Source organism: Streptomyces sp. NPDC058877, assembly GCF_042742855.1.
Taxonomy (GTDB): Bacteria; Actinomycetota; Actinomycetes; order Streptomycetales; family Streptomycetaceae; genus Streptomyces.
This window is the reverse complement of the sequence record NZ_JBHYMF010000138.1, coordinates 1-18,779: the sequence shown is the minus strand read 5'-3', so window position 1 is coordinate 18,779 and position 18,779 is coordinate 1. Positions and strand designations below refer to the sequence as shown.

Sequence of the window (18,779 nt, the reverse complement as noted above, 5' to 3'; positions counted from 1 at the left end):
GTCCCCGCACCGGACCGGACGCGCCGCGATGCGGGCGGCTCCGTCCATGTGCCGGACCGCCGGCTCGCACAGCCGAACGAACCGGCAGGATGGGGCCGTGACCGTCATCGACATTCCCGGCTCCAAGTCCGTCACCGCTCGGGCGCTCTTCCTCGCCGCAGCGGCCGAAGGCACCACGACCCTCGTACGCCCACTCGCTTCCGACGACACCGAGGGCTTCGCCGAAGGCCTCGCCTCCCTCGGCTACGCCGTCCGGCGGGAGCCCGACGCCTGGCACATCGAGGGCCGTCCCGCCGGTCCCGGCACGGACGGTGCCGAGGTCTACTGCCGGGACGGCGCCACCACCGCCCGCTTCCTGCCCACCCTGGTGGCCGCCGGCCACGGCACCTACCACTTCGACGCCTCCGCCCAGATGCGCCGCCGTCCCCTCGGCCCGCTCAGCACCGCCCTGCGCGAGCTCGGCGTGGACCTCCGGCACGGCGAGAAGGACGGCCACCACCCGCTCGCCGTCCACGCCGACGGGGTGAAGGGCGGCTCGCTCACCCTCGACGCCGGACAGTCCTCCCAGTACCTGACCGCCCTGCTCATGCTGGGGCCGCTCACCGCGGAGGGCCTCGACATCACCGTCACCGACCTGGTCTCGGAGCCGTACGTCGAGATCACCCTCGCGATGATGCGGTCCTTCGGGGCCGAGGTCACCCGGGACGGACGGACCTACCGCGTCGCCCCCACCGGCTACCGCGCGCACACCTACGGGATCGAGCCCGACGCCTCCACCGCCAGCTACTTCTTCGCCGCCGCGGCCCTCGAACCGGGGCGCTCCGTCACGGTCCCCGGCCTCGGCACCGGAGCCCTCCAGGGAGACCTGGCCTTCGTCGACGTGCTGCGCCGCATGGGCGCCGAGGTCGAGACCACCGCCACCGGCACCACCGTCCGCTCCACCGGCACCCTGCGCGGCCTCACGGTCAACATGCGGGACATCTCCGACACCATGCCGACCCTCGCCGCGATCGCCCCCTTCGCCGACGGCCCGGTCCGCATCGAGGACGTCGCCAACACCCGGGTCAAGGAGTGCGACCGGCTCGACGCCTGCGCCGAGAACCTCCGGCGCCTGGGCATCACCGTCCGCACCGGCCCCGACTGGATCGAGATCCACCCCGGCACCCCGACCGGGCCCGTCGAGATCGCCACCCACGGCGACCACCGGATCGTGATGTCCTTCGCGGTCACGGCGCTGCGCACGCCCGGCATCACCTTCGACGACCCCGGCTGCGTGAAGAAGACCTTCCCCGACTTCCACCGGGTGTTCGACGCGTTCGTCCGCACCCCGTGAAGACGGCACGGGGTTTGCGGTGAGAATGGGGGGCATGAGCGACCGCCCCTCTCCTCTTGCCGACCCGCACATCGCCTTCGACGTGTCCGAAGGACGCCGGGACGTCGTCGTCCTCGGATCGACCGGGTCCATCGGCACCCAGGCCATCGACCTGGTGCTGCGCAACCCCGACCGCTTCCGGGTCACCGCCCTGGCCGCTTCCGGCGGCCGGGTCGGACTGCTCGCCGAGCAGGCGCACCGGCTGAAGGTCGCCGCGGTCGCCGTGGCGCGCGAGGAGGTGCTTCCCGAGCTGCGCGAGGCGCTGCGGGCGCTGTACGGCTCCGAGCCGCTCCCCGAGCTGCTGGCGGGCCCCGACGCCGCCACCCGGCTGGCCGCCTCCCCGTGCCACACCGTCCTCAACGGCATCACCGGCTCCATCGGCCTCGCCCCCACCCTCGCCGCCCTCGAAGCGGGCCGCACCCTGGCCCTCGCGAACAAGGAGTCGCTGATCGTCGGCGGCCCCCTCGTGAAGGAGCTCGCCAAGCCCGGTCAGATCATTCCGGTCGACTCCGAGCACGCGGCCCTCTTCCAGGCGCTCGCCGCCGGCACCCGCGCCGACGTCCGCAAGCTGGTCGTCACCGCGTCCGGCGGCCCCTTCCGCGGCCGTACCCGCGAAGAGCTGGCCCACGTCACCCGCGAGGACGCCCTCGCCCACCCGACCTGGGCCATGGGCCCCGTCATCACGGTCAACAGCGCGACCCTGGTGAACAAGGGCCTGGAGGTCATCGAGGCCCATCTGCTCTACGACATCCCGTTCGACCGCATCGAGGTCGTCGTCCACCCGCAGTCGTACGTCCACTCGATGGTCGAGTTCACGGACGGTTCGACGCTCGCCCAGGCCACCCCTCCGGACATGCGCGGCCCGATCGCCATCGGCATCGGCTGGCCCGAGCGCGTCCCGGACGCGGCCCCCGCCTTCGACTGGACCGAGGCGTCCAGCTGGGAGTTCTTCCCGCTCGACACCGAGGCCTTCCCGTCCGTCGGCCTGGCCCGGCACGTGGGCGAGCTGGGCGGCACCGCCCCCGCCGTCTTCAACGCCGCGAACGAGGAGTGCGTCGAGGCGTTTCTCGCCGGACGGCTGCCGTTCAACGGAATCATGGATACGGTCACAGCGGTCGTCACCGAGCACGGACAGCCCACACGGGGAACCTCGCTCACGGTGTCGGACGTCCTCGAAGCGGAGACCTGGGCCCGGGCCCGGGCCCGAGAGCTCGCAGCGAAGGCAACAGCGGAGGCCCGCGCATGACCGAAATGCTCCTGTACGCCCTGGGCATCCTGCTGTTCGCGCTGGGGCTCCTCGTCTCCATCGCGTGGCACGAGCTGGGCCACCTCTCCACCGCCAAGCTCTTCGGCATCCGGGTGCCGCAGTACATGGTCGGCTTCGGCCCCACGATCTGGTCGAAGAAGCGCGGCGAGACCGAGTACGGCATCAAGGCCATTCCGGCCGGCGGCTACATCCGCATGATCGGCATGTTCCCGCCCGGCGACGACGGCAGGATCGAAGCCCGCTCCACCTCGCCCTGGCGCTCCATGATCGAAGACGCCCGGGAGGCCTCGTACGAGGAGCTCCAGCCCGGCGACGAGACGCGGCTCTTCTACACGCGCAAGCCGTGGAAGCGCGTGATCGTGATGTTCGCCGGTCCCTTCATGAACCTGGTCCTGGCGGCGGCGCTGTTCTTCGGCTCGATGATGACGCTCGGCATCGAGGGCCCGACGACCCAGGTGGCCGGCGTCCAGAAGTGCGTCATCAAGCAGAGCGAGAAGCGCAACGAGTGCCAGGCGGGCGACCAGGTCTCGCCCGCGTACGCGGCGGGGCTCAAGGACGGGGACCGCATCCTCGCCCTGAACGGACGTCCGGTCGCCGACTGGGACGCGCTCTCCGATCGCATCCGCGCCACCATCGGCCCCGCCACCCTCACCGTGGAGCGGGACGGGCAGCGGCTCGACCTGCACCCCAGTCTGGTCGTCAACAAGGTCGAGAAGAAGGACGCGGACGGCAACGTGGTCCGACCGGTCCAGTACGTCGACGCCGGCTACCTCGGCTTCCAACCGACGTCCGAGGTCGCACCCCTGACCTTCAGCGAGACCTCCGAGCGGATGACCAGCCTCCTGGAGAACGGCGTCCACTCGGTCATCGCCCTCCCGGGCAAGATCCCCGGCCTGTGGGACGCCACCTTCGGCGACGGCGAGCGGGCCGAGGACTCCCCGGTCGGCGTCGTCGGCGCCGCCCGCATCACCGGCGAACTGCTGACCGTCGAGGCACCGCCGACGACGATCCTCGTGATGTTCATGAACCTGCTGGTCATGTTCAACGTCTCGCTCTTCCTGTTCAACATGCTCCCGCTGCTGCCGCTCGACGGCGGCCACATCGCGGGCGCCCTGTGGGAGTCCCTCCGCCGGCACGCGGCGCGGATCTTCAAGCGCCCGGACCCGGGCCCGTTCGACGTGGCCAAGCTGATGCCCGCCGCCTACGTGGTGGCCGGCGTCTTCGTCTGCTTCACGCTGCTCGTCCTCGCCGCCGACATCGTCAACCCGGTGAAGATCACGTGATCCCCAGGAGGGCCGGACCCGGTGGTGTCCGGCCCTCCGCCCCCGGGGCGGTAACCTCGGAGACCTGAGCCCGCCGACGCACAACCTTGAGGTTGCACTTCAGATGACCGCGATTTCTCTCGGTATCCCGACCGTTCCGACCCGGCTCGCCGAGCGGCGCAAGAGCCGCCAGATCCAGGTCGGCAGCGTGGCCGTCGGCGGTGACGCCCCCGTCTCCGTGCAGTCGATGACGACGACCCGCACCTCCGACATCGGCGCCACGCTCCAACAGATCGCCGAGCTCACCGCCTCCGGCTGCCAGATCGTCCGGGTGGCCTGCCCCACCCAGGACGATGCCGACGCGCTCGCCACGATCGCCCGGAAGTCCTCCATTCCGGTCATCGCCGACATCCACTTCCAGCCGAAGTACGTCTTCGCCGCGATCGAAGCCGGCTGCGCGGCCGTCCGCGTCAACCCGGGCAACATCAAGCAGTTCGACGACAAGGTCAAGGAGATCGCCAAGGCGGCCTCCGACGCCGGCACCCCGATCCGGATCGGGGTCAACGCCGGCTCGCTCGACGCCCGGCTCCTGAAGAAGTACGGCAAGGCCACCCCCGAGGCGCTCGTCGAATCCGCGCTCTGGGAGGCGTCCCTCTTCGAGGAGCACGGCTTCCGCGACATCAAGATCTCGGTCAAGCACAACGACCCGGTCGTCATGGTGGAGGCGTACCGCCAGCTCGCCGCCCAGTGTGACTACCCGCTCCACCTCGGCGTCACCGAGGCGGGCCCCGCCTTCCAGGGCACCATCAAGTCGGCCGTCGCCTTCGGCGCCCTGCTCTCCCAGGGCATCGGCGACACCATCCGGGTCTCGCTCTCCGCGCCGCCGGCCGAGGAGATCAAGGTCGGCATCCAGATCCTGGAGTCGCTGAACCTGCGCCAGCGCCGCCTGGAGATCGTTTCCTGCCCGTCCTGCGGACGCGCCCAGGTCGACGTCTACAAGCTCGCCGAGGAGGTCACCGCCGGCCTCGACGGCATGACCGTCCCGCTGCGCGTCGCCGTCATGGGCTGCGTCGTCAACGGCCCCGGCGAGGCCCGCGAGGCCGACCTCGGCGTCGCCTCCGGCAACGGCAAGGGCCAGATCTTCGTCAAGGGCGAGGTGATCAAGACCGTTCCCGAGTCGAAGATCGTCGAGACCCTCATCGAAGAGGCGCTCAAGATCGCCGAGCAGATGGAGAAGGACGGCGTCGTCAGCGGCGAGCCGACGGTCGCCGTCGCCGGCTGACCCTTCCGGAACCCCGCACGAGGCCCCTCCGCCCCACCCGGTGGAGGGGCCTCCTCGGCATGACGGGCCCCGCCCGGTGCCACGGGGGTACAGTGCGGAGACCAGCAGATCCGTACCGTGAGGCCCCCTCGTGCTGACAGAGACCACCACGCGGGTCCTCGAACCCGCCGACCTCGGTGCCGCGCTCGCCGTCCTGGAGAGCGCCCCCGTCGAGAACGCCTTCGTCGCCGCTCGCGTCCGGGCCGCGGGACTCGATCCCTGGCGCCTCGGCGGCGAGATGTGGGGCTGGTACACCGAGGGCAGACTGCGCTCGCTGTGCTACTCCGGTGCCAACCTCGTCCCCATCTGCGCCACCCCCGAGGCCGTCCGCGCCTTCGCCGACCGGGCCCGCAGGATCGGTCGGCGGTGCTCCTCGATCGTGGGCCCCGCCGAGCCCACCGCCGCGCTGTGGCGGCTCCTGGAGCCCGGCTGGGGCCCGGCCAGGGACGTCCGTGCCCATCAGCCGTTGATGGTCACCGAGGAGCCCTCCGACACGGTCGCGCCCGATCCGCTGGTCCGCCGCGTCCGCAAGGACGAGATGGAGGTGATCATGCCCGCCTGCGTCGCCATGTTCACCGAGGAGGTCGGCGTCTCCCCGCTCGCCAACGACGGCGGCCTGCTCTACCAGGCCCGGGTCGCCGAGCTCGTCGGCGCCGGCCGTTCCTTCGCCCGCATCGAGGACGGCAAGGTCGTCTTCAAGGCCGAGATCGGTGCCGCCACCCACCAGGCCTGCCAGATCCAGGGCGTCTGGGTCGCCCCCGAACACCGCGGCAAGGGCCTCTCCGAGACCGGCATGGCCGCCGTCGTCCAGTACGCCCTGGCCGATGTCGCCCCCGTCGTCAGCCTGTACGTCAACGACTTCAACACCCCGGCGAGGGCCGCGTACCGCCGCGTCGGCTTCCGCGAGACCGGCGCCTTCATGAGCGTGCTGTTCTGAGGCCCCGGGCGCTTGTAGGGTGCGCCGCATGGATGACGCAGAGGTCGCGATCGGACCGGTCAATCTCGCCGCCCGGGTGGACGAGGCCCTCGCCGTGCAGGCGGTCGCCTTCGGCCTGGACGACGACGAGGTCGCCGTGCGCCGCCACATCGTGCTGCGCCACCTCCTCAGCCCCGGCGCCCGCGCCCTCGGGGCCACCACGCCCGAGGGACGGCTCGTCGGCTTCGTGTACGGGATGCCGAACGACCGCACCCACTGGTGGTCCACCGTGGTCGAGACGTACCTGAGGGCCACCGGCACCGCCGACTGGCTCGACGACTCCTTCGCCATCACCGAGCTCCACGTCCACCCCGCCTTCCAGGGCCGGGGCCTGGGCCGTTCGCTGATCACCACGCTCACCGACGGCGCCGCCGAGCCGCGTTCGATCCTCTCCGCGATCGACACCGAAAGCCCGGCCCGCCGCCTCTACCGGTCCCTCGGCTACGTCGACCTGGCCCGGCAGGTCCACTTCCCCAGCGCCACCCGCCCGTACGCGGTCATGGGCGCCCCGCTGCCGCTCAAGCGCCGGAACTGATTTCTCGTCGCCGGTGCCCCCCGGCTAACCTCCTAGCCATCACCTCCCCCACGCTCGGCCGCGTTTGAGCGGGGGACCACCAGCCCGGCAGGAGTACGAGAACCATGGCCAACGCACCGGTCCAGCGCATGTCCCAGTTGATGGCGAAGACGCTGCGCGACGACCCGGCGGACGCCGAGGTCCTCAGCCACAAGCTCCTCGTCCGCGCCGGCTACGTCCGACGCACCGCCGCCGGCATCTGGAGCTGGCTGCCCCTCGGCAAGAAGGTCCTGGCCAACGTCGAGCGGATCGTCCGCGAGGAGATGGACGCCATCGGCGCCCAGGAGGTCTCCCTCCCCGCGCTGCTGCCCCGCGAGCCCTACGAGGCCACCGGCCGTTGGGACGAGTACGGCGCCGAACTCTTCCGGCTCCAGGACCGCAAGGGCGGCGACTACCTCCTCGGCCCCACCCACGAGGAGATCTTCACGCTCCTGGTGAAGGACCAGTGCTCGTCCTACAAGGACCTGCCGGTGATCCTCTACCAGATCCAGACCAAGTTCCGCGACGAGGCCCGTCCCCGCGCCGGCATCCTGCGCGGCCGGGAGTTCCTGATGAAGGACTCCTACTCCTTCGACACCGAGGACGAGGGCCTCGCCCACTCCTACGCCCTGCACCGCCAGGCCTACCAGCGCGTCTTCGAGCGCCTCGGCCTCGACTACCGCATCTGTGCCGCCACCGCGGGCGCCATGGGCGGATCGAAGTCCGAGGAGTTCCTCGCCCCGGCCGAGGCCGGCGAGGACACCTTCGCCGACTGCCCGAACTGCGACTTCGCGGCCAACACCGAGGCCGTCGCGTACGGGCTGAAGGCGGTGGACGGCTCCGCCGTCGCGGCTGCCGAGGAGATCCCCACCCCGGACACCCCGACGATCGAGACCCTCGCGGCCTCCCTGGGCGTGCCCGCCTCCGCGACCCTCAAGAACCTCCTGGTGAAGGTCGACGGCGAGATCGTCGCGGTCGGTGTCCCCGGAGACCGCGAGGTCGACCTGGACAAGGTCGAGGCGCACTTCGCCCCGGCGACCGTGGAGATGGTGACGGAGACGGACTTCGCCGAGCGTGCGGACCTGGTCCGCGGCTACGTCGGCCCGCAGGGGCTGGAGAAGGTGAAGTACCTCGCCGACCCGCGGGTGGCCCCCGGTACCGCCTGGATCACGGGTGCCAACAAGGACGGGATGCACGCCAAGAACGTGGTCGCGGGCCGTGACTTCGAGGTCGACGAGTACGTCGACGTCGTCGTCGTCCAGGAGGGCGACCCCTGCCCCGAGTGCGGCACCGGCCTCAAGCTGGACCGCGCGATCGAGATCGGTCACATCTTCCAGCTGGGCCGCAAGTACGCCGACGCCCTCAAGCTCGACGTCCTCGGCCAGAACGGCAAGCCGGTCCGGGTGACCATGGGCTCGTACGGCATCGGCGTCTCCCGCGCGGTCGCGGCCCTCGCCGAGCAGACCGCCGACGAGAAGGGCCTGTGCTGGCCCGCTGAGGTCGCCCCCGCGGACGTCCACGTCGTCGCCGCCGGCAAGGCCCTCCAGATCGAGCTGGCCCTGGAGCTCTCGGACAAGCTGGCCGCCGCCGGCCTCCGCGTCCTGGTCGACGACCGCGCGGGGGTCTCCCCGGGCGTCAAGTTCACCGATGCCGAGCTGATGGGCGTCCCGAAGATCCTCGTCGCGGGTCGCCGCTCGGGCGAAGGCGTGGTGGAGCTGAAGGACCGCCGGACGGGGGAGCGCGAGGAGCTTCCGGTCGACGAGGCCCTCGCCCGTCTGACCGCGTGAAAGGAGGGGGCGCCACCCCGCCGGGCGGCGCCCCCCTCCGTCCGCCCCCGTGTGCGCGGGGCGGCACCCGTACCCACCCGTGGCCCGCCGGTCCGGAACGGTCCCGGGCCGGCCCGGCCGGGCGGGGCTCAGGTGCCGTCCTCCCGGGGAGCCGGTTCCACCGACGTCCCCGTCAGGTCTTCGATCGCCTCCTCCGCCGCCGCCCGGCCCCGCAAGTACGCCTCGCTCAGCGGCGGCGCCGGCGTGACCGCCTCCTCACCCGCCACCCCGGGGGCCGCGCGCTCCAGGAAGCGCAGCAGCTCCACCGGGATCGGCAGGACCAGCGTCGAGTTCTTCTCGGCGGACACGGCCATCACCGTCTGCAGCAGCCGCAGCTGCAGCGCGGCCGGCTGCGCCGACATCACCCCCGCCGCCTCCGCCAGCTTCTTCGATGCCTGGAGCTCCGCGTCCGCGTTGATCACCCGGGCCCGTCGTTCGCGGTCGGCCTCCGCCTGCCGGGCCATCGAGCGCTTCATGGTTTCCGGCAGCGACACGTCCTTGATCTCGACCCGGTCGATCGCGACGCCCCAGCCCATCGCCGGACTGTCGAGCATCAGCTCCAGGCCCTGGTTGAGCTTCTCCCGGTTCGAGAGCAGGTCGTCCAGGTCGCTCTTGCCGATGATGGACCGCAGCGAGGTCTGTGCCATCTGCGAGACCGCGAACTTGTAGTCCTCGACCCGGACCACCGCGTCCGCGGGGTCGACGACCTTGAAGTAGACGACCGCGTCGACCCGCACCGTCACGTTGTCCCGCGTGATGCCCTCCTGCGCGGGCACCGGCATCGTGACGATCTGCATGTTCACCTTGTGCAGGGTGTCCACGATCGGCACGATCATCGTGAACCCCGGTGGGCGGACGTCGTCGCGCAGCCGACCGAAGCGGAAGACCACGCCGCGCTCGTACTGCTTCACGATCCGTGCCGCCGCACCCGCGTACACCACGGCCGCCGCGCCCACGCCGGCCGCCACCATCAGCAGCTCTTGGATCATCACGGCCCCCTGGAATCGAGCCGAACGGTACAAAAAGGGTATTCCCTAAAGCCAGCCCGCGAACTCCAGGAGCAGCTCGGCATCCTGTCGCCGCCCCGCCGTCAGCGCCCTCGTCCCCGATTCGACGGCGCGGAACAGGGTCCAGCCGCGCAGTCGCTCACGGTCCACGTCCAGCGAGTCCGCCAGCTTGTTGACCCGCCGCCGGGCCGCCGAGGCGCCCGAGGAAGCGGCCACCAGGTCCTCGACCCGGTCCCGGACGAGCCGGGCGAGGTCGTAGGCCCGCTCGCCGACCAGCGGCTCGGGGCCGACGGCCAGCCAGGGCGCCCGGTCGCCGGCGAGCACCTTGCCCTGCCGGAAGTTCCCGTGCAGCAGGACGGCCTCGGCGTCGGCCGCCACCAGCTCCTCGCGCGCCGCGAGCGCCGCCGCCGTCAGTTCGCCGGTCGTCGCCCCGGAGAGGTGGGGGCCCATGGCCTCGGCCTGCCGGGCCGTCCGGTCCGCCACGGTCTCGAAGCCGTGCGACGCCGGCGGCTCGACCCACAGCCTCCGGACGGTGCCGGCGGCCTCCAGGAGCGCCTTCGCCTCCGGCAGGGACCGCAGGGACACCTCGGGGTGCAGCCGTTCGAGGAGGAGCGCGCCCTCACCCGCCTCGTCGAGGAGCCGCACCGCGCCCCAGCCGTCCCAGTGCGCCAGCGCGTCCCGTTCCAGGTCCGGTCGGGCGAACGGCGGCGCGAGCTTCAACGCGGCGGGGGAGCCGTCGGGGCGCCGGACGAGCACGACCAGGCTGCTCCGTCCGCCGGGAGCCATCACCCGTTCGCCGTCCAGGGAGGCGTGGTCGAGCACCTGATCAGCGAGCGCGGGCAGCTTTCCGAGCCACTCGGCCGCCGTGGCGTCCCCGTACGTCTCGCCGAGCGTCCTGAGCAGTCGCTGCGGCGGTTCGAAACCCATGCGTGCGTTGTTCCTTCGGTCGGTGCGGGACTAGGCGCGCTCGGCGAGCCCAGGAAAGGTTACGTCGCTGCCGCGCCAGCGGACCGCGCGTACCGCCGCCTCCCGGAGCGCGGCGGCGGCCTCGCCCCGCGCGCGGCCCTCGGTGGCCCGCACGAGATCGGAATACACCCCGGCCACCCGGTCTTCCAGGACGGCGGCGAGTCGTGCCGCGTCGGCCGCGTCCGCGACCCGGAACGGCAGCGCGTACGCGGCCTCGGCCACCACCGGCGTCCCGCCGAGGTCCCGCACGGTACGGCGCAGCGCGTCCCGGCGCGCCCGGTGGGCCGTGTGGGCGGCGGTGGCTTCGGCGTGCCGCTCCGCTCCCAGCCGCCCGCCGACGACGCCGTAGCCGTACACCGCGGCGTGCTCGGCGGCCAGCGCGGCCTGGGTGGCGTCGAGGGCGCTCATGCCCGGGCTCCTTCGGTCAGCAGATAGGCGTGCACGGCGCCCGACGCCGCGACCGAGGCGAGGAGCCGTGCGTACTCGGGAGGGGCGGCGAGCAGCGCGGCTGCGTGCCCGTCCGAAGCGGCGCGCTCGGCGGCGGCGAGTTCCTGCAGGGCGGCCCGGGGGTCGGTCGCCACCCGAACGGGCGTGCCGGAGGCCGTGGGCTTCCCGGTGGCGGTGGCGGTCGACGGGTCTGCTGCCGGCGTGGGCGGCGTGGGCGGCGTGGGCGGCGTGGGCGGCGCGGGCGGAGTGGGCGGCGCGGGCGGCGGCGTCGCACCCCCCTCGCCCAGGACCTCGGCGTGCGCCACCACCGCACCGCGCAGCGGGGCGAGTCGGGCCGTCAGCGCCGGGTGTGCGGCCAGCGTGGCGTCGTAACGTTCCAGCAGCGCGTGCGCGGTGGTCACCGACCGCAGCCGCAGGGCGGCTTCGGCGCGCGCCACCCGTTCGGCCTCCAGCTCGGCGGCGCTCGGCCGCCGGGGGCCACCGCCCGTCGAGGTGCAGGCTGTGAGGACCGTCGCTCCCGCCGCAGCTCCCGCCACGAGGAGTCCGCGTCTGCCCGTCGTCCGCACGTCTTCTCTCCCCGTCTGCCGTCCGTCGTCGAAGATCGCCGAGATCACCGCAGGCGAGCGTACCCGCGGGCTCCGGGGCGGTGGACGGCAACACCCTCCGGGACCGGATACCCTTTGGTCTGACACGCGACGAACCCACAACAGCACACGCGGCCGAGGAGTCACCCGGATGAGCACCACCCAGAGCGACAGGCTGCGCGGACTCGTGGAGCCGCTCGTCGCCGCCAAGGGCCTGGATCTGGAAGAGATCGAGACGTCCCGGGCCGGCCGCCGCGGACTGCTGCGGATCGTCGTCGACTCGGACGAGGGCGTGGAGCTGGACGCCTGTGCCGAGCTGAGCCGCGCGATCTCCGAGAAGCTCGACGAGACCGACGCGATGGGCGAGGGCGAGTACGTCCTCGAAGTCAGTTCCCCCGGCGCCGACCGCCCCCTGACCGAGCACCGCCACTACGTGCGGGCCACCGGCCGGCTGGCGAAGCTCCAGCTCGTCGAGGGCGGGGACCTGGTGACCCGGATCCTCGCCGTGGACGAGGACGGCATCGACACGGAGGTTCCCGGCGTGAAGGGGCGCAAGCCCACCGCCCGCCGCGTCGAGTTCGCCGAGATCGCCAAGGCGCGTGTCGAGATCGAGTTCAACCGCAAGGACAAGAAGGAAGAGGAGGCGTAGCCGTGGACATCGACGTGAAGCTCCTGAAGGGCTTGGCACAGGAGAAGGAAATCTCCTTCGAGATGCTGGTCGAGGCGATCGAATCGGCCCTCCTCATCGCGTACCACCGCACCCCCGACGCCCGCCGTCACGCGCGCGTGGAGCTGAACCGGGCCACCGGCCACGTGACGGTGTGGGCGAAGGAGGACCCCTCCGACCTGGAGGAGGGCCAGGAGCCCAAGGACTTCGACGACACCCCGTCGGACTTCGGCCGGATCGCGGCGAGTACCGCCCGCCAGGTCATCCAGCAGCGGCTGCGGGACGCCGAGAACGACGTGACCTTCGGCGAGTACGCGCGCCGCGAGGGCGACGTCGTCGCCGGTGTGGTGCAGCAGGGCAAGGACCCGCAGAACGTCCTGGTGAAGCTGGACGACAAGCTGGAGGCCATCCTGCCCAAGCAGGAGCAGGTGCCGGGCGAGGACTACACGCACGGCCTGCGGCTGCGCACGTACGTCGTCCGGGTGGCGAAGGGCGTCCGCGGTCCGTCCGTCACCCTTTCGCGCACCCACCCCAATCTGGTGAAGAAGCTCTTCGCGCTGGAGGTGCCGGAGATCGCCGACGGTTCCGTCGAGATCGCGGCCATCGCCCGTGAGGCCGGCCACCGCACCAAGATCGCCGTTCGGTCCACCCGTTCGGGCCTGAACCCCAAGGGCGCCTGCATCGGCCCGATGGGCAGCCGGGTCCGCAACGTGATGGCGGAGCTGCTCGGTGAGAAGATCGACATCGTCGACTGGTCGGACGACCCGGCCGAGATGGTGGCGAACGCGCTCTCCCCGGCGCGGGTCTCCAAGGTCGAGATCGTCGACCTGGCCGCCCGCTCCGCCCGGGTGACGGTGCCGGACTACCAGCTGTCGCTGGCGATCGGCAAGGAGGGGCAGAACGCCCGCCTCGCCGCGCGGCTCACCGGCTGGCGGATCGACATCCGTCCGGACACGGAGCCGGTCGAACCGCAGGACTGAGGCCCTTTTTGGCCATCGACTGTTCGATTTTTGCCCCAAACGGGTGAGGTCGGTACGGGGAGGTAGACTTAATCGTGTCTGGCCGGACGCATGCCCGCGCGTGCCCTGAGCGAACCTGTGTGGGGTGCCGGGAGCGGGCGGCCAAGAGCGATCTGCTGCGGATCGTGGTGAGTAAGGACGAGTGCGTTCCCGATCATCGCGGTACGCTACCCGGCCGGGGTGCGTACCTGCACCCCGCCGTGGTCTGTCTCGATCTGGCGGTACGCCGTCGAGCCTTCCCGAGGGCCTTCAAGGCCCAGGGACCGCTCGACACCGAGGCGCTCCGCCAGCACGTCGAGCAGGTGGCACCGCAGTGAACAAGAAGTACGGCACGGAACACCGTGCGGTCAGGTACCTCGCGAGTTGGAAGTAGGTCGAGATTGCGATGAGCACTCGATGAGTACGCGATGAGTACGCCCATGAAGTAGCGACGGTCCGGCGGTAATCCGGACCTCAAAGGAGCGAAGTGGCTAAGGTCCGGGTATACGAACTCGCCAAGGAGTTCGGTGTGGAGAGCAAGGTCGTCATGGCCAAGCTCCAAGAACTCGGTGAATTCGTCCGTTCGGCGTCCTCGACGATCGAGGCGCCGGTCGTGCGCAAGTTGACTGATGCTTTGCAGGGTCCCGGTGGCAACGCCGGCAAGACCGCTGCGAAGCCCGGCGCGCCCCGCAAGGCAGCGCCGTCCCCCGCCGCGCCCAAGCCGGCACCGTCGGCCCCCGCGCAGGCCGGGGGCACCTCCCCCGTCGCCAAGCCGGCGGCCCCCCGTCCCGCTGCCCCGAAGCCTGGCGCGCCCACCCCGGCGCCCAAGCCCGCGGCGGCCGAGAAGCCCGTGACGCCGGCCACCCCCGGCCCGCGTCCCACCCCGGGTCCGAAGCCCCCGGCCGCGCCGAAGCCGGCGCCGACCTCCCCGGCTCCGACGACCCCGGAGTTCACGGCGCCCCCGTCGGCTCCCGCCGCCGGTCAGCGTCCCTCCGGTGCGACCCCGGGCCCGCGTCCGGGCGCGCGTCCGGGCCAGCAGAACCGCCCGCAGGGCCAGGGCGCACCGCGCCCCGGCGGCCAGCAGGGTCCCCGTCCGGGCGGTTCCCGTCCGGCCGGTCCCCGTCCGGGCAACAACCCCTTCACCTCTGGCGGCTCCACCGGCATGGCGCGCCCGCAGGCGCCCCGTCCGGGTGGCGGTGCCCCCCGTCCCGGCGGTCCCGGTGCCGCTCCGGGCGCCCCGCGTCCGCAGGGCGGCCCCGGTGGTGCCCCGCGTCCCCAGGGCGGCGCTCCGCGTCCGACCCCGGGCGGCATGCCCCGCCCGCAGGCCCCCCGTCCGGGCGGTGCGCCCGGCGGTAACCGTCCGAACCCGGGCATGATGCCGCAGCGTCCCGCTGCCGGCCCGCGTCCCGGCCCCGGCGGTCGTGGCCCCGGCGGCGGTGGCGGTCGTCCCGGCGGTGCCGGTGGCGGCGGTCGTCCGGGCTTCGCCGGTCGTCCGGCCGGTCCCGGCGGCGGTGGCGGCGGCTTCGCCGGTCGTCCCGGCGGTCCCGGTGGCGGCGGCGGTCGTCCGGGTGGTCCCGGTGGCGGCGGCTTCGGCGGTCGTCCCGGCGGCTTCGGCGGTCGTCCCGGTGGTCCGGGTGGTCGTGGTGGCACGCAGGGCGCCTTCGGTCGTCCCGGCGGTCCCGCGCGTCGCGGTCGCAAGTCGAAGCGGCAGAGGCGCCAGGAGTACGAGGCCATGCAGGCCCCGTCCGTGGGCGGCGTGATGCTGCCTCGCGGCAACGGTGAAGCCATTCGCCTGTCGCGCGGTGCGTCCCTCACCGACTTCGCGGAGAAGATCGGCGCCAACCCGGCGTCGCTCGTCGCGGTCATGATGAACCTCGGCGAGATGGTCACGGCCACGCAGTCCGTCTCGGACGAGACCCTGCAGCTCCTCGGCGACGAGATGAACTACCAGGTTCAGATCGTCTCGCCGGAGGAGGAGGACCGTGAGCTGCTCGAGTCCTTCGACATCGAGTTCGGCGAGGACGAGGGCGGCGAAGAGGCGCTGGTCTCCCGTCCGCCGGTCGTGACCGTCATGGGTCACGTCGACCACGGTAAGACCCGACTCCTCGACGCGATCCGCAAGACCAACGTGGTCGCGGGCGAGGCCGGTGGCATCACCCAGCACATCGGTGCCTACCAGGTCACGACCCAGGTCAACGACGAGGACCGGGCCATCACCTTCATCGACACCCCGGGTCACGAGGCGTTCACCGCCATGCGTGCCCGCGGTGCGAAGTCGACCGACATCGCGATCCTCGTGGTGGCGGCCAACGACGGCGTGATGCCCCAGACGATCGAGGCGCTCAACCACGCCAAGGCGGCCGACGTGCCGATCGTCGTCGCGGTCAACAAGATCGACGTCGAGGGTGCGGACCCGACCAAGGTCCGCGGTCAGCTGACCGAGTTCGGTCTGGTGGCCGAGGAGTACGGCGGCGACACGATGTTCGTCGACATCTCCGCCAAGCAGGGTCTCAACATCGACTCCCTGCTGGAGGCCGTGGTCCTCACCGCGGACGCCTCGCTCGACCTGCGGGCCAACCCGAACCAGGACGCGCAGGGCATCGCGATCGAGTCCCACCTCGACCGTGGTCGCGGTGCGGTCTCGACCGTCCTGGTCCAGCGCGGAACGCTGCGCATCGGCGACACGATGGTGGTCGGCGACGCGTACGGCCGTGTCCGGGCGATGCTCGACGACAAGGGCAACAACGTGGAGGAGGCGGCGCCGTCGACTCCGGTCCTCGTGCTCGGTCTCACCAACGTTCCGGGTGCCGGTGACAACTTCCTCGTCGTCGACGAGGACCGCACCGCCCGCCAGATCGCCGAGAAGCGCGCCGCGCGCGAGCGCAACGCCGCTTTCGCCAAGCGCGTCCGTCGGGTGTCCCTGGAGGACCTCGACAAGGTGCTCAAGGCCGGTCAGATCCAGGAACTCAACCTCATCATCAAGGGCGACGCGTCCGGTGCGGTGGAGGCCCTCGAGTCCTCGCTGCTCCAGCTCGACGTCGGCGAAGAGGTCGACATCCGCGTCCTGCACCGCGGTGTGGGTGCGGTCACCGAGTCCGACATCGACCTGGCCATGGGCTCCGACGCCATCGTCATCGGCTACAACGTCCGTGCGGCCGGCCGTGCCGCGCAGATGGCGGAGCGCGAGGGCGTCGACGTCCGGTACTACTCGGTCATCTACCAGGCGATCGAGGAGATCGAGGCGGCGCTCAAGGGCCTCCTCAAGCCGGAGTACGAAGAGGTCGAGCTCGGTACGGCGGAGATCCGCGAGGTCTTCCGCTCGTCCAAGCTGGGCAACATCGCCGGTGTCCTCATCCGCTCGGGCGAGGTCAAGCGCAACACCAAGGCGCGCCTCATCCGCGACGGCAAGGTCATCGCGGAGAACCTCAACATCGAGGGCCTGCGCCGCTTCAAGGACGACGTCACCGAGATCCGCGAGGGCTTCGAGGGTGGTATCAACCTCGGAAACTTCAACGACATCAAGGTCGACGACGTCATCGCGACGTACGAGATGCGCGAGAAGCCGCGCGCCTGATCGCGTCCGATCGCAGCACTGAGTCGGGGCCGGTCGGCGGAACTTATTCCGTCGATCGGCCCCGGCCGTTGCGTGTACGGTTCTGGTGTTCCTGCCCCGCGACGGCGCGGCAGGCCACCGAACCCGAACCGGCGGGACATCCGGCACCACATGTACGTGGGGACACTGTCCTTCGACCTCCTCCTCGGCGATGTCCATTCGTTGAAGGAGAAACGCTCCGTCGTCCGGCCCATCGTCGCCGAGCTCCAGCGCAAGTTCTCCGTGAGCGCGGCAGAGGTGGGCGACCAGGACCTCCATCGCAGGGCCCGGCTGGGCGTTGCACTGGTGTCCGGGGACCACGGATTCGTATCGGACGTGCTCGACCGCTGTGAGCGGCTCGTCGCCGCCCGGCCGGAGGTGGAGCTGCTGTCGGTGCGCCGCAGGCTCCACACTGATGAAGACTGATTGAGCAAGGCAAAGAAGGAGAAGGACCAGTGGCCGACAACGCTCGGGCGAAGAAGCTGGCAGACCTCATCCGGGAGGTGGTCGCCGAGAAGCTGCAGCGCGGCGTCAAAGACCCCCGACTGGGCACGCACGTGACCATCACGGACACCCGCGTCACCGGTGACCTGCGGGAGGCCACGGTCTTCTACACGGTCTACGGCGACGACGAGGAGCGGGCGAACGCCGCGGCCGGTCTGGAGAGCGCCAAGGGCGTCCTCCGCTCGGCCGTGGGTCGGGCGGCGGGGACCAAGTTCACCCCGACCCTGACCTTCGTGGCCGACGCCCTCCCGGAGAACGCCCGTACCATCGAGAACCTCCTCGACCGTGCGCGCGCCTCGGACGCCCAGGTGCGCCAGGCCTCCTCGGGGGCGAGCTTCGCAGGTGACGCCGACCCCTACAAGAAGCAGGGCGAGGACGAAGCCGCCGAATGAGCAACACGACCAAGTCCTCCCCGGCGACCACCGGGAAGGACCCCCGAGACGGCCTCGTCATCGTCGACAAGCCGTCGGGCTTCACTTCGCACGACGTCGTGGCCAAGATGCGCGGGATCGCCAAGACCCGTCGCGTCGGCCACGCGGGCACGCTCGACCCCATGGCCACCGGGGTCCTCGTCCTCGGCGTGGAGCGGGCGACGAAGCTCCTCGGACACCTCGCGCTGACCGAGAAGGAGTACCTGGGCACCATCCGCCTGGGGCAGACGACCATCACCGACGACGCCGAGGGCGAGATCACGGCGTCGGTCGACGCGTCGAAGGTCACCCGCGAGCAGATCGACGCGGGAGTGGCCGAGCTGACCGGTGACATCATGCAGGTGCCGTCGAAGGTCTCCGCGATCAAGATCGACGGCAAGCGGTCGTATGCCCGCGTCCGCGGGGGCGAGGAGTTCGAGATCCCGGCCCGTCCGGTCACGGTCTCCTCCTTCCGCGTCTACGACGTCCGCGAGGCGACCGCCGAGGACGGCACCCCGGTCGTGGACCTGGTCGTCTCGGTGGTGTGCTCCTCCGGCACGTACATCAGGGCGCTCGCCCGGGACCTCGGTGCCGGGCTCGGCGTCGGCGGTCACCTGACCGCACTGCGACGCACCAGGGTCGGTCCGTACAAGTTGGACGCGGCCCGCACCCTGGACCAGCTCCAGGAAGAGCTCACGGTCATGCCGGTCGCCGAAGCGGCTGCGGCGGCGTTCCCGCGCTGGGACGTCGACGCGAAGCGGGCCAGGCTGCTGCTGAACGGCGTCCGCCTGGAGATGCCGGATTACCCGAAGGGGCCCGTCGCGGTCTTCGGACCCGAGGGCAAGCTGCTCGCCCTGGTCGAGGACCAGCGGGGCAAGGCCAAGAGCCTCGCCGTCTTCGGCTGAACCGGGGGCGGCCGTGGAGGTCGTCGTGGGGGGGGGGGCCCCCCCCGCGCCCCCCCCCCCCGGAGCCCCCCGCCCCCCCCCCCGGGACCCCGGGGGGGGGGGTGCCCCGCAAGGTGGGGGAT

At 71.8% G+C, this 18,779-nt stretch carries 18 protein-coding genes; 14 read left to right on the top strand and 4 right to left on the bottom strand.

Going from position 1 to position 18,779, the window contains the following annotated elements:
* The first annotated feature begins 97 nt into the window (after window positions 1-97).
* The 7 genes from aroA (at window position 98) to ACFW2Y_RS26160 (ending at window position 8,538) form a co-directional block, all read left to right on the top strand.
* On the top strand, window positions 98-1,333 hold the full coding sequence (aroA, locus tag ACFW2Y_RS26190) for a 3-phosphoshikimate 1-carboxyvinyltransferase (protein ID WP_384883949.1): 1,236 nt from the start codon (window positions 98-100) through the stop codon (window positions 1,331-1,333).
* Between the two features lie 34 nt (window positions 1,334-1,367).
* Window positions 1,368-2,618, top strand: a complete 1,251-nt coding sequence (dxr, locus tag ACFW2Y_RS26185) for a 1-deoxy-D-xylulose-5-phosphate reductoisomerase (protein ID WP_384883947.1) — start codon at window positions 1,368-1,370, stop codon at window positions 2,616-2,618.
* Window positions 2,615-3,922, top strand: coding sequence for a M50 family metallopeptidase (locus tag ACFW2Y_RS26180; protein ID WP_384883944.1), 1,308 nt, complete (start codon window positions 2,615-2,617; stop codon window positions 3,920-3,922). Before dxr ends, ACFW2Y_RS26180 begins: the two co-directional genes overlap by 4 nt.
* Window positions 3,923-4,025: 103 nt before the next feature.
* A complete protein-coding gene (gene ispG, locus ACFW2Y_RS26175; RefSeq protein WP_384883941.1) occupies window positions 4,026-5,183 on the top strand; it encodes a flavodoxin-dependent (E)-4-hydroxy-3-methylbut-2-enyl-diphosphate synthase in 1,158 nt (385 codons plus the stop codon).
* 130 nt (window positions 5,184-5,313) lie between these two features.
* Window positions 5,314-6,159: a GNAT family N-acetyltransferase gene (locus ACFW2Y_RS26170; protein ID WP_384883938.1), complete on the top strand. Its 846-nt coding sequence runs from the start codon at window positions 5,314-5,316 to the stop codon at window positions 6,157-6,159.
* A 28-nt stretch (window positions 6,160-6,187) separates the two neighbouring features.
* The gene (locus tag ACFW2Y_RS26165; protein ID WP_384883935.1) at window positions 6,188-6,733 is read left to right on the top strand and encodes a GNAT family N-acetyltransferase; all 546 of its coding nucleotides are present in this window, start codon (window positions 6,188-6,190) and stop codon (window positions 6,731-6,733) included.
* Between the two features lie 104 nt (window positions 6,734-6,837).
* Window positions 6,838-8,538: a proline--tRNA ligase gene (locus ACFW2Y_RS26160; RefSeq protein WP_384883932.1), complete on the top strand. Its 1,701-nt coding sequence runs from the start codon at window positions 6,838-6,840 to the stop codon at window positions 8,536-8,538.
* Window positions 8,539-8,666: 128 nt separating this feature from the next.
* Here ACFW2Y_RS26160 and ACFW2Y_RS26155 read toward each other — a convergent pair whose 3' ends face one another.
* The 4 genes from ACFW2Y_RS26155 to ACFW2Y_RS26140 are packed head-to-tail and all read right to left on the bottom strand — an operon-like array spanning window position 8,667 to window position 11,608.
* On the bottom strand, window positions 8,667-9,566 hold the full coding sequence (locus ACFW2Y_RS26155; protein ID WP_384883929.1) for a slipin family protein: 900 nt from the start codon (window positions 9,564-9,566) through the stop codon (window positions 8,667-8,669).
* Window positions 9,567-9,611: 45 nt separating this feature from the next.
* The gene (locus tag ACFW2Y_RS26150; RefSeq protein ID WP_384883926.1) at window positions 9,612-10,511 is read right to left on the bottom strand and encodes an aminoglycoside phosphotransferase family protein; all 900 of its coding nucleotides are present in this window, start codon (window positions 10,509-10,511) and stop codon (window positions 9,612-9,614) included.
* Between the two features lie 30 nt (window positions 10,512-10,541).
* Entirely contained in the window at window positions 10,542-10,958 is a 417-nt protein-coding gene (locus ACFW2Y_RS26145; RefSeq protein ID WP_384883923.1) for a DUF4439 domain-containing protein, read from the bottom strand.
* Entirely contained in the window at window positions 10,955-11,608 is a 654-nt protein-coding gene (locus ACFW2Y_RS26140) for a hypothetical protein (RefSeq protein WP_384883952.1), read from the bottom strand. Before ACFW2Y_RS26140 ends, ACFW2Y_RS26145 begins: the two co-directional genes overlap by 4 nt.
* A 124-nt stretch (window positions 11,609-11,732) precedes the next feature.
* Between ACFW2Y_RS26140 and rimP the strand changes: the two genes are divergently transcribed.
* The 7 genes from rimP to truB all read left to right on the top strand — a co-directional run bounded on the left by rimP (window position 11,733) and on the right by truB (window position 18,657).
* Window positions 11,733-12,230, top strand: coding sequence for a ribosome maturation factor RimP (rimP, locus tag ACFW2Y_RS26135; protein ID WP_384883920.1), 498 nt, complete (start codon window positions 11,733-11,735; stop codon window positions 12,228-12,230).
* Between the two features lie 2 nt (window positions 12,231-12,232).
* Window positions 12,233-13,228, top strand: coding sequence for a transcription termination factor NusA (nusA, locus tag ACFW2Y_RS26130; protein WP_384883917.1), 996 nt, complete (start codon window positions 12,233-12,235; stop codon window positions 13,226-13,228).
* 74 nt (window positions 13,229-13,302) lie between these two features.
* The gene (locus ACFW2Y_RS26125) at window positions 13,303-13,584 is read left to right on the top strand and encodes a YlxR family protein (RefSeq protein ID WP_384883914.1); all 282 of its coding nucleotides are present in this window, start codon (window positions 13,303-13,305) and stop codon (window positions 13,582-13,584) included.
* Between the two features lie 149 nt (window positions 13,585-13,733).
* Window positions 13,734-16,820 (top strand): translation initiation factor IF-2, encoded by a 3,087-nt coding sequence (gene infB, locus ACFW2Y_RS26120; RefSeq protein WP_384883911.1) that lies wholly within the window; start codon window positions 13,734-13,736, stop codon window positions 16,818-16,820.
* A 150-nt stretch (window positions 16,821-16,970) separates the two neighbouring features.
* Window positions 16,971-17,264 carry a DUF503 domain-containing protein gene (locus ACFW2Y_RS26115; RefSeq protein WP_017235865.1) on the top strand — a complete coding sequence of 98 codons (294 nt, stop codon included), beginning with the start codon at window positions 16,971-16,973 and terminating at the stop codon, window positions 17,262-17,264.
* A gap of 29 nt (window positions 17,265-17,293) precedes the next feature.
* Window positions 17,294-17,734 (top strand): 30S ribosome-binding factor RbfA, encoded by a 441-nt coding sequence (gene rbfA / locus ACFW2Y_RS26110; RefSeq protein WP_384883908.1) that lies wholly within the window; start codon window positions 17,294-17,296, stop codon window positions 17,732-17,734.
* Entirely contained in the window at window positions 17,731-18,657 is a 927-nt protein-coding gene (gene truB / locus ACFW2Y_RS26105; protein ID WP_384883905.1) for a tRNA pseudouridine(55) synthase TruB, read from the top strand. Before rbfA ends, truB begins: the two co-directional genes overlap by 4 nt.
* The last annotated feature ends 122 nt before the right edge of the window (window positions 18,658-18,779 follow it).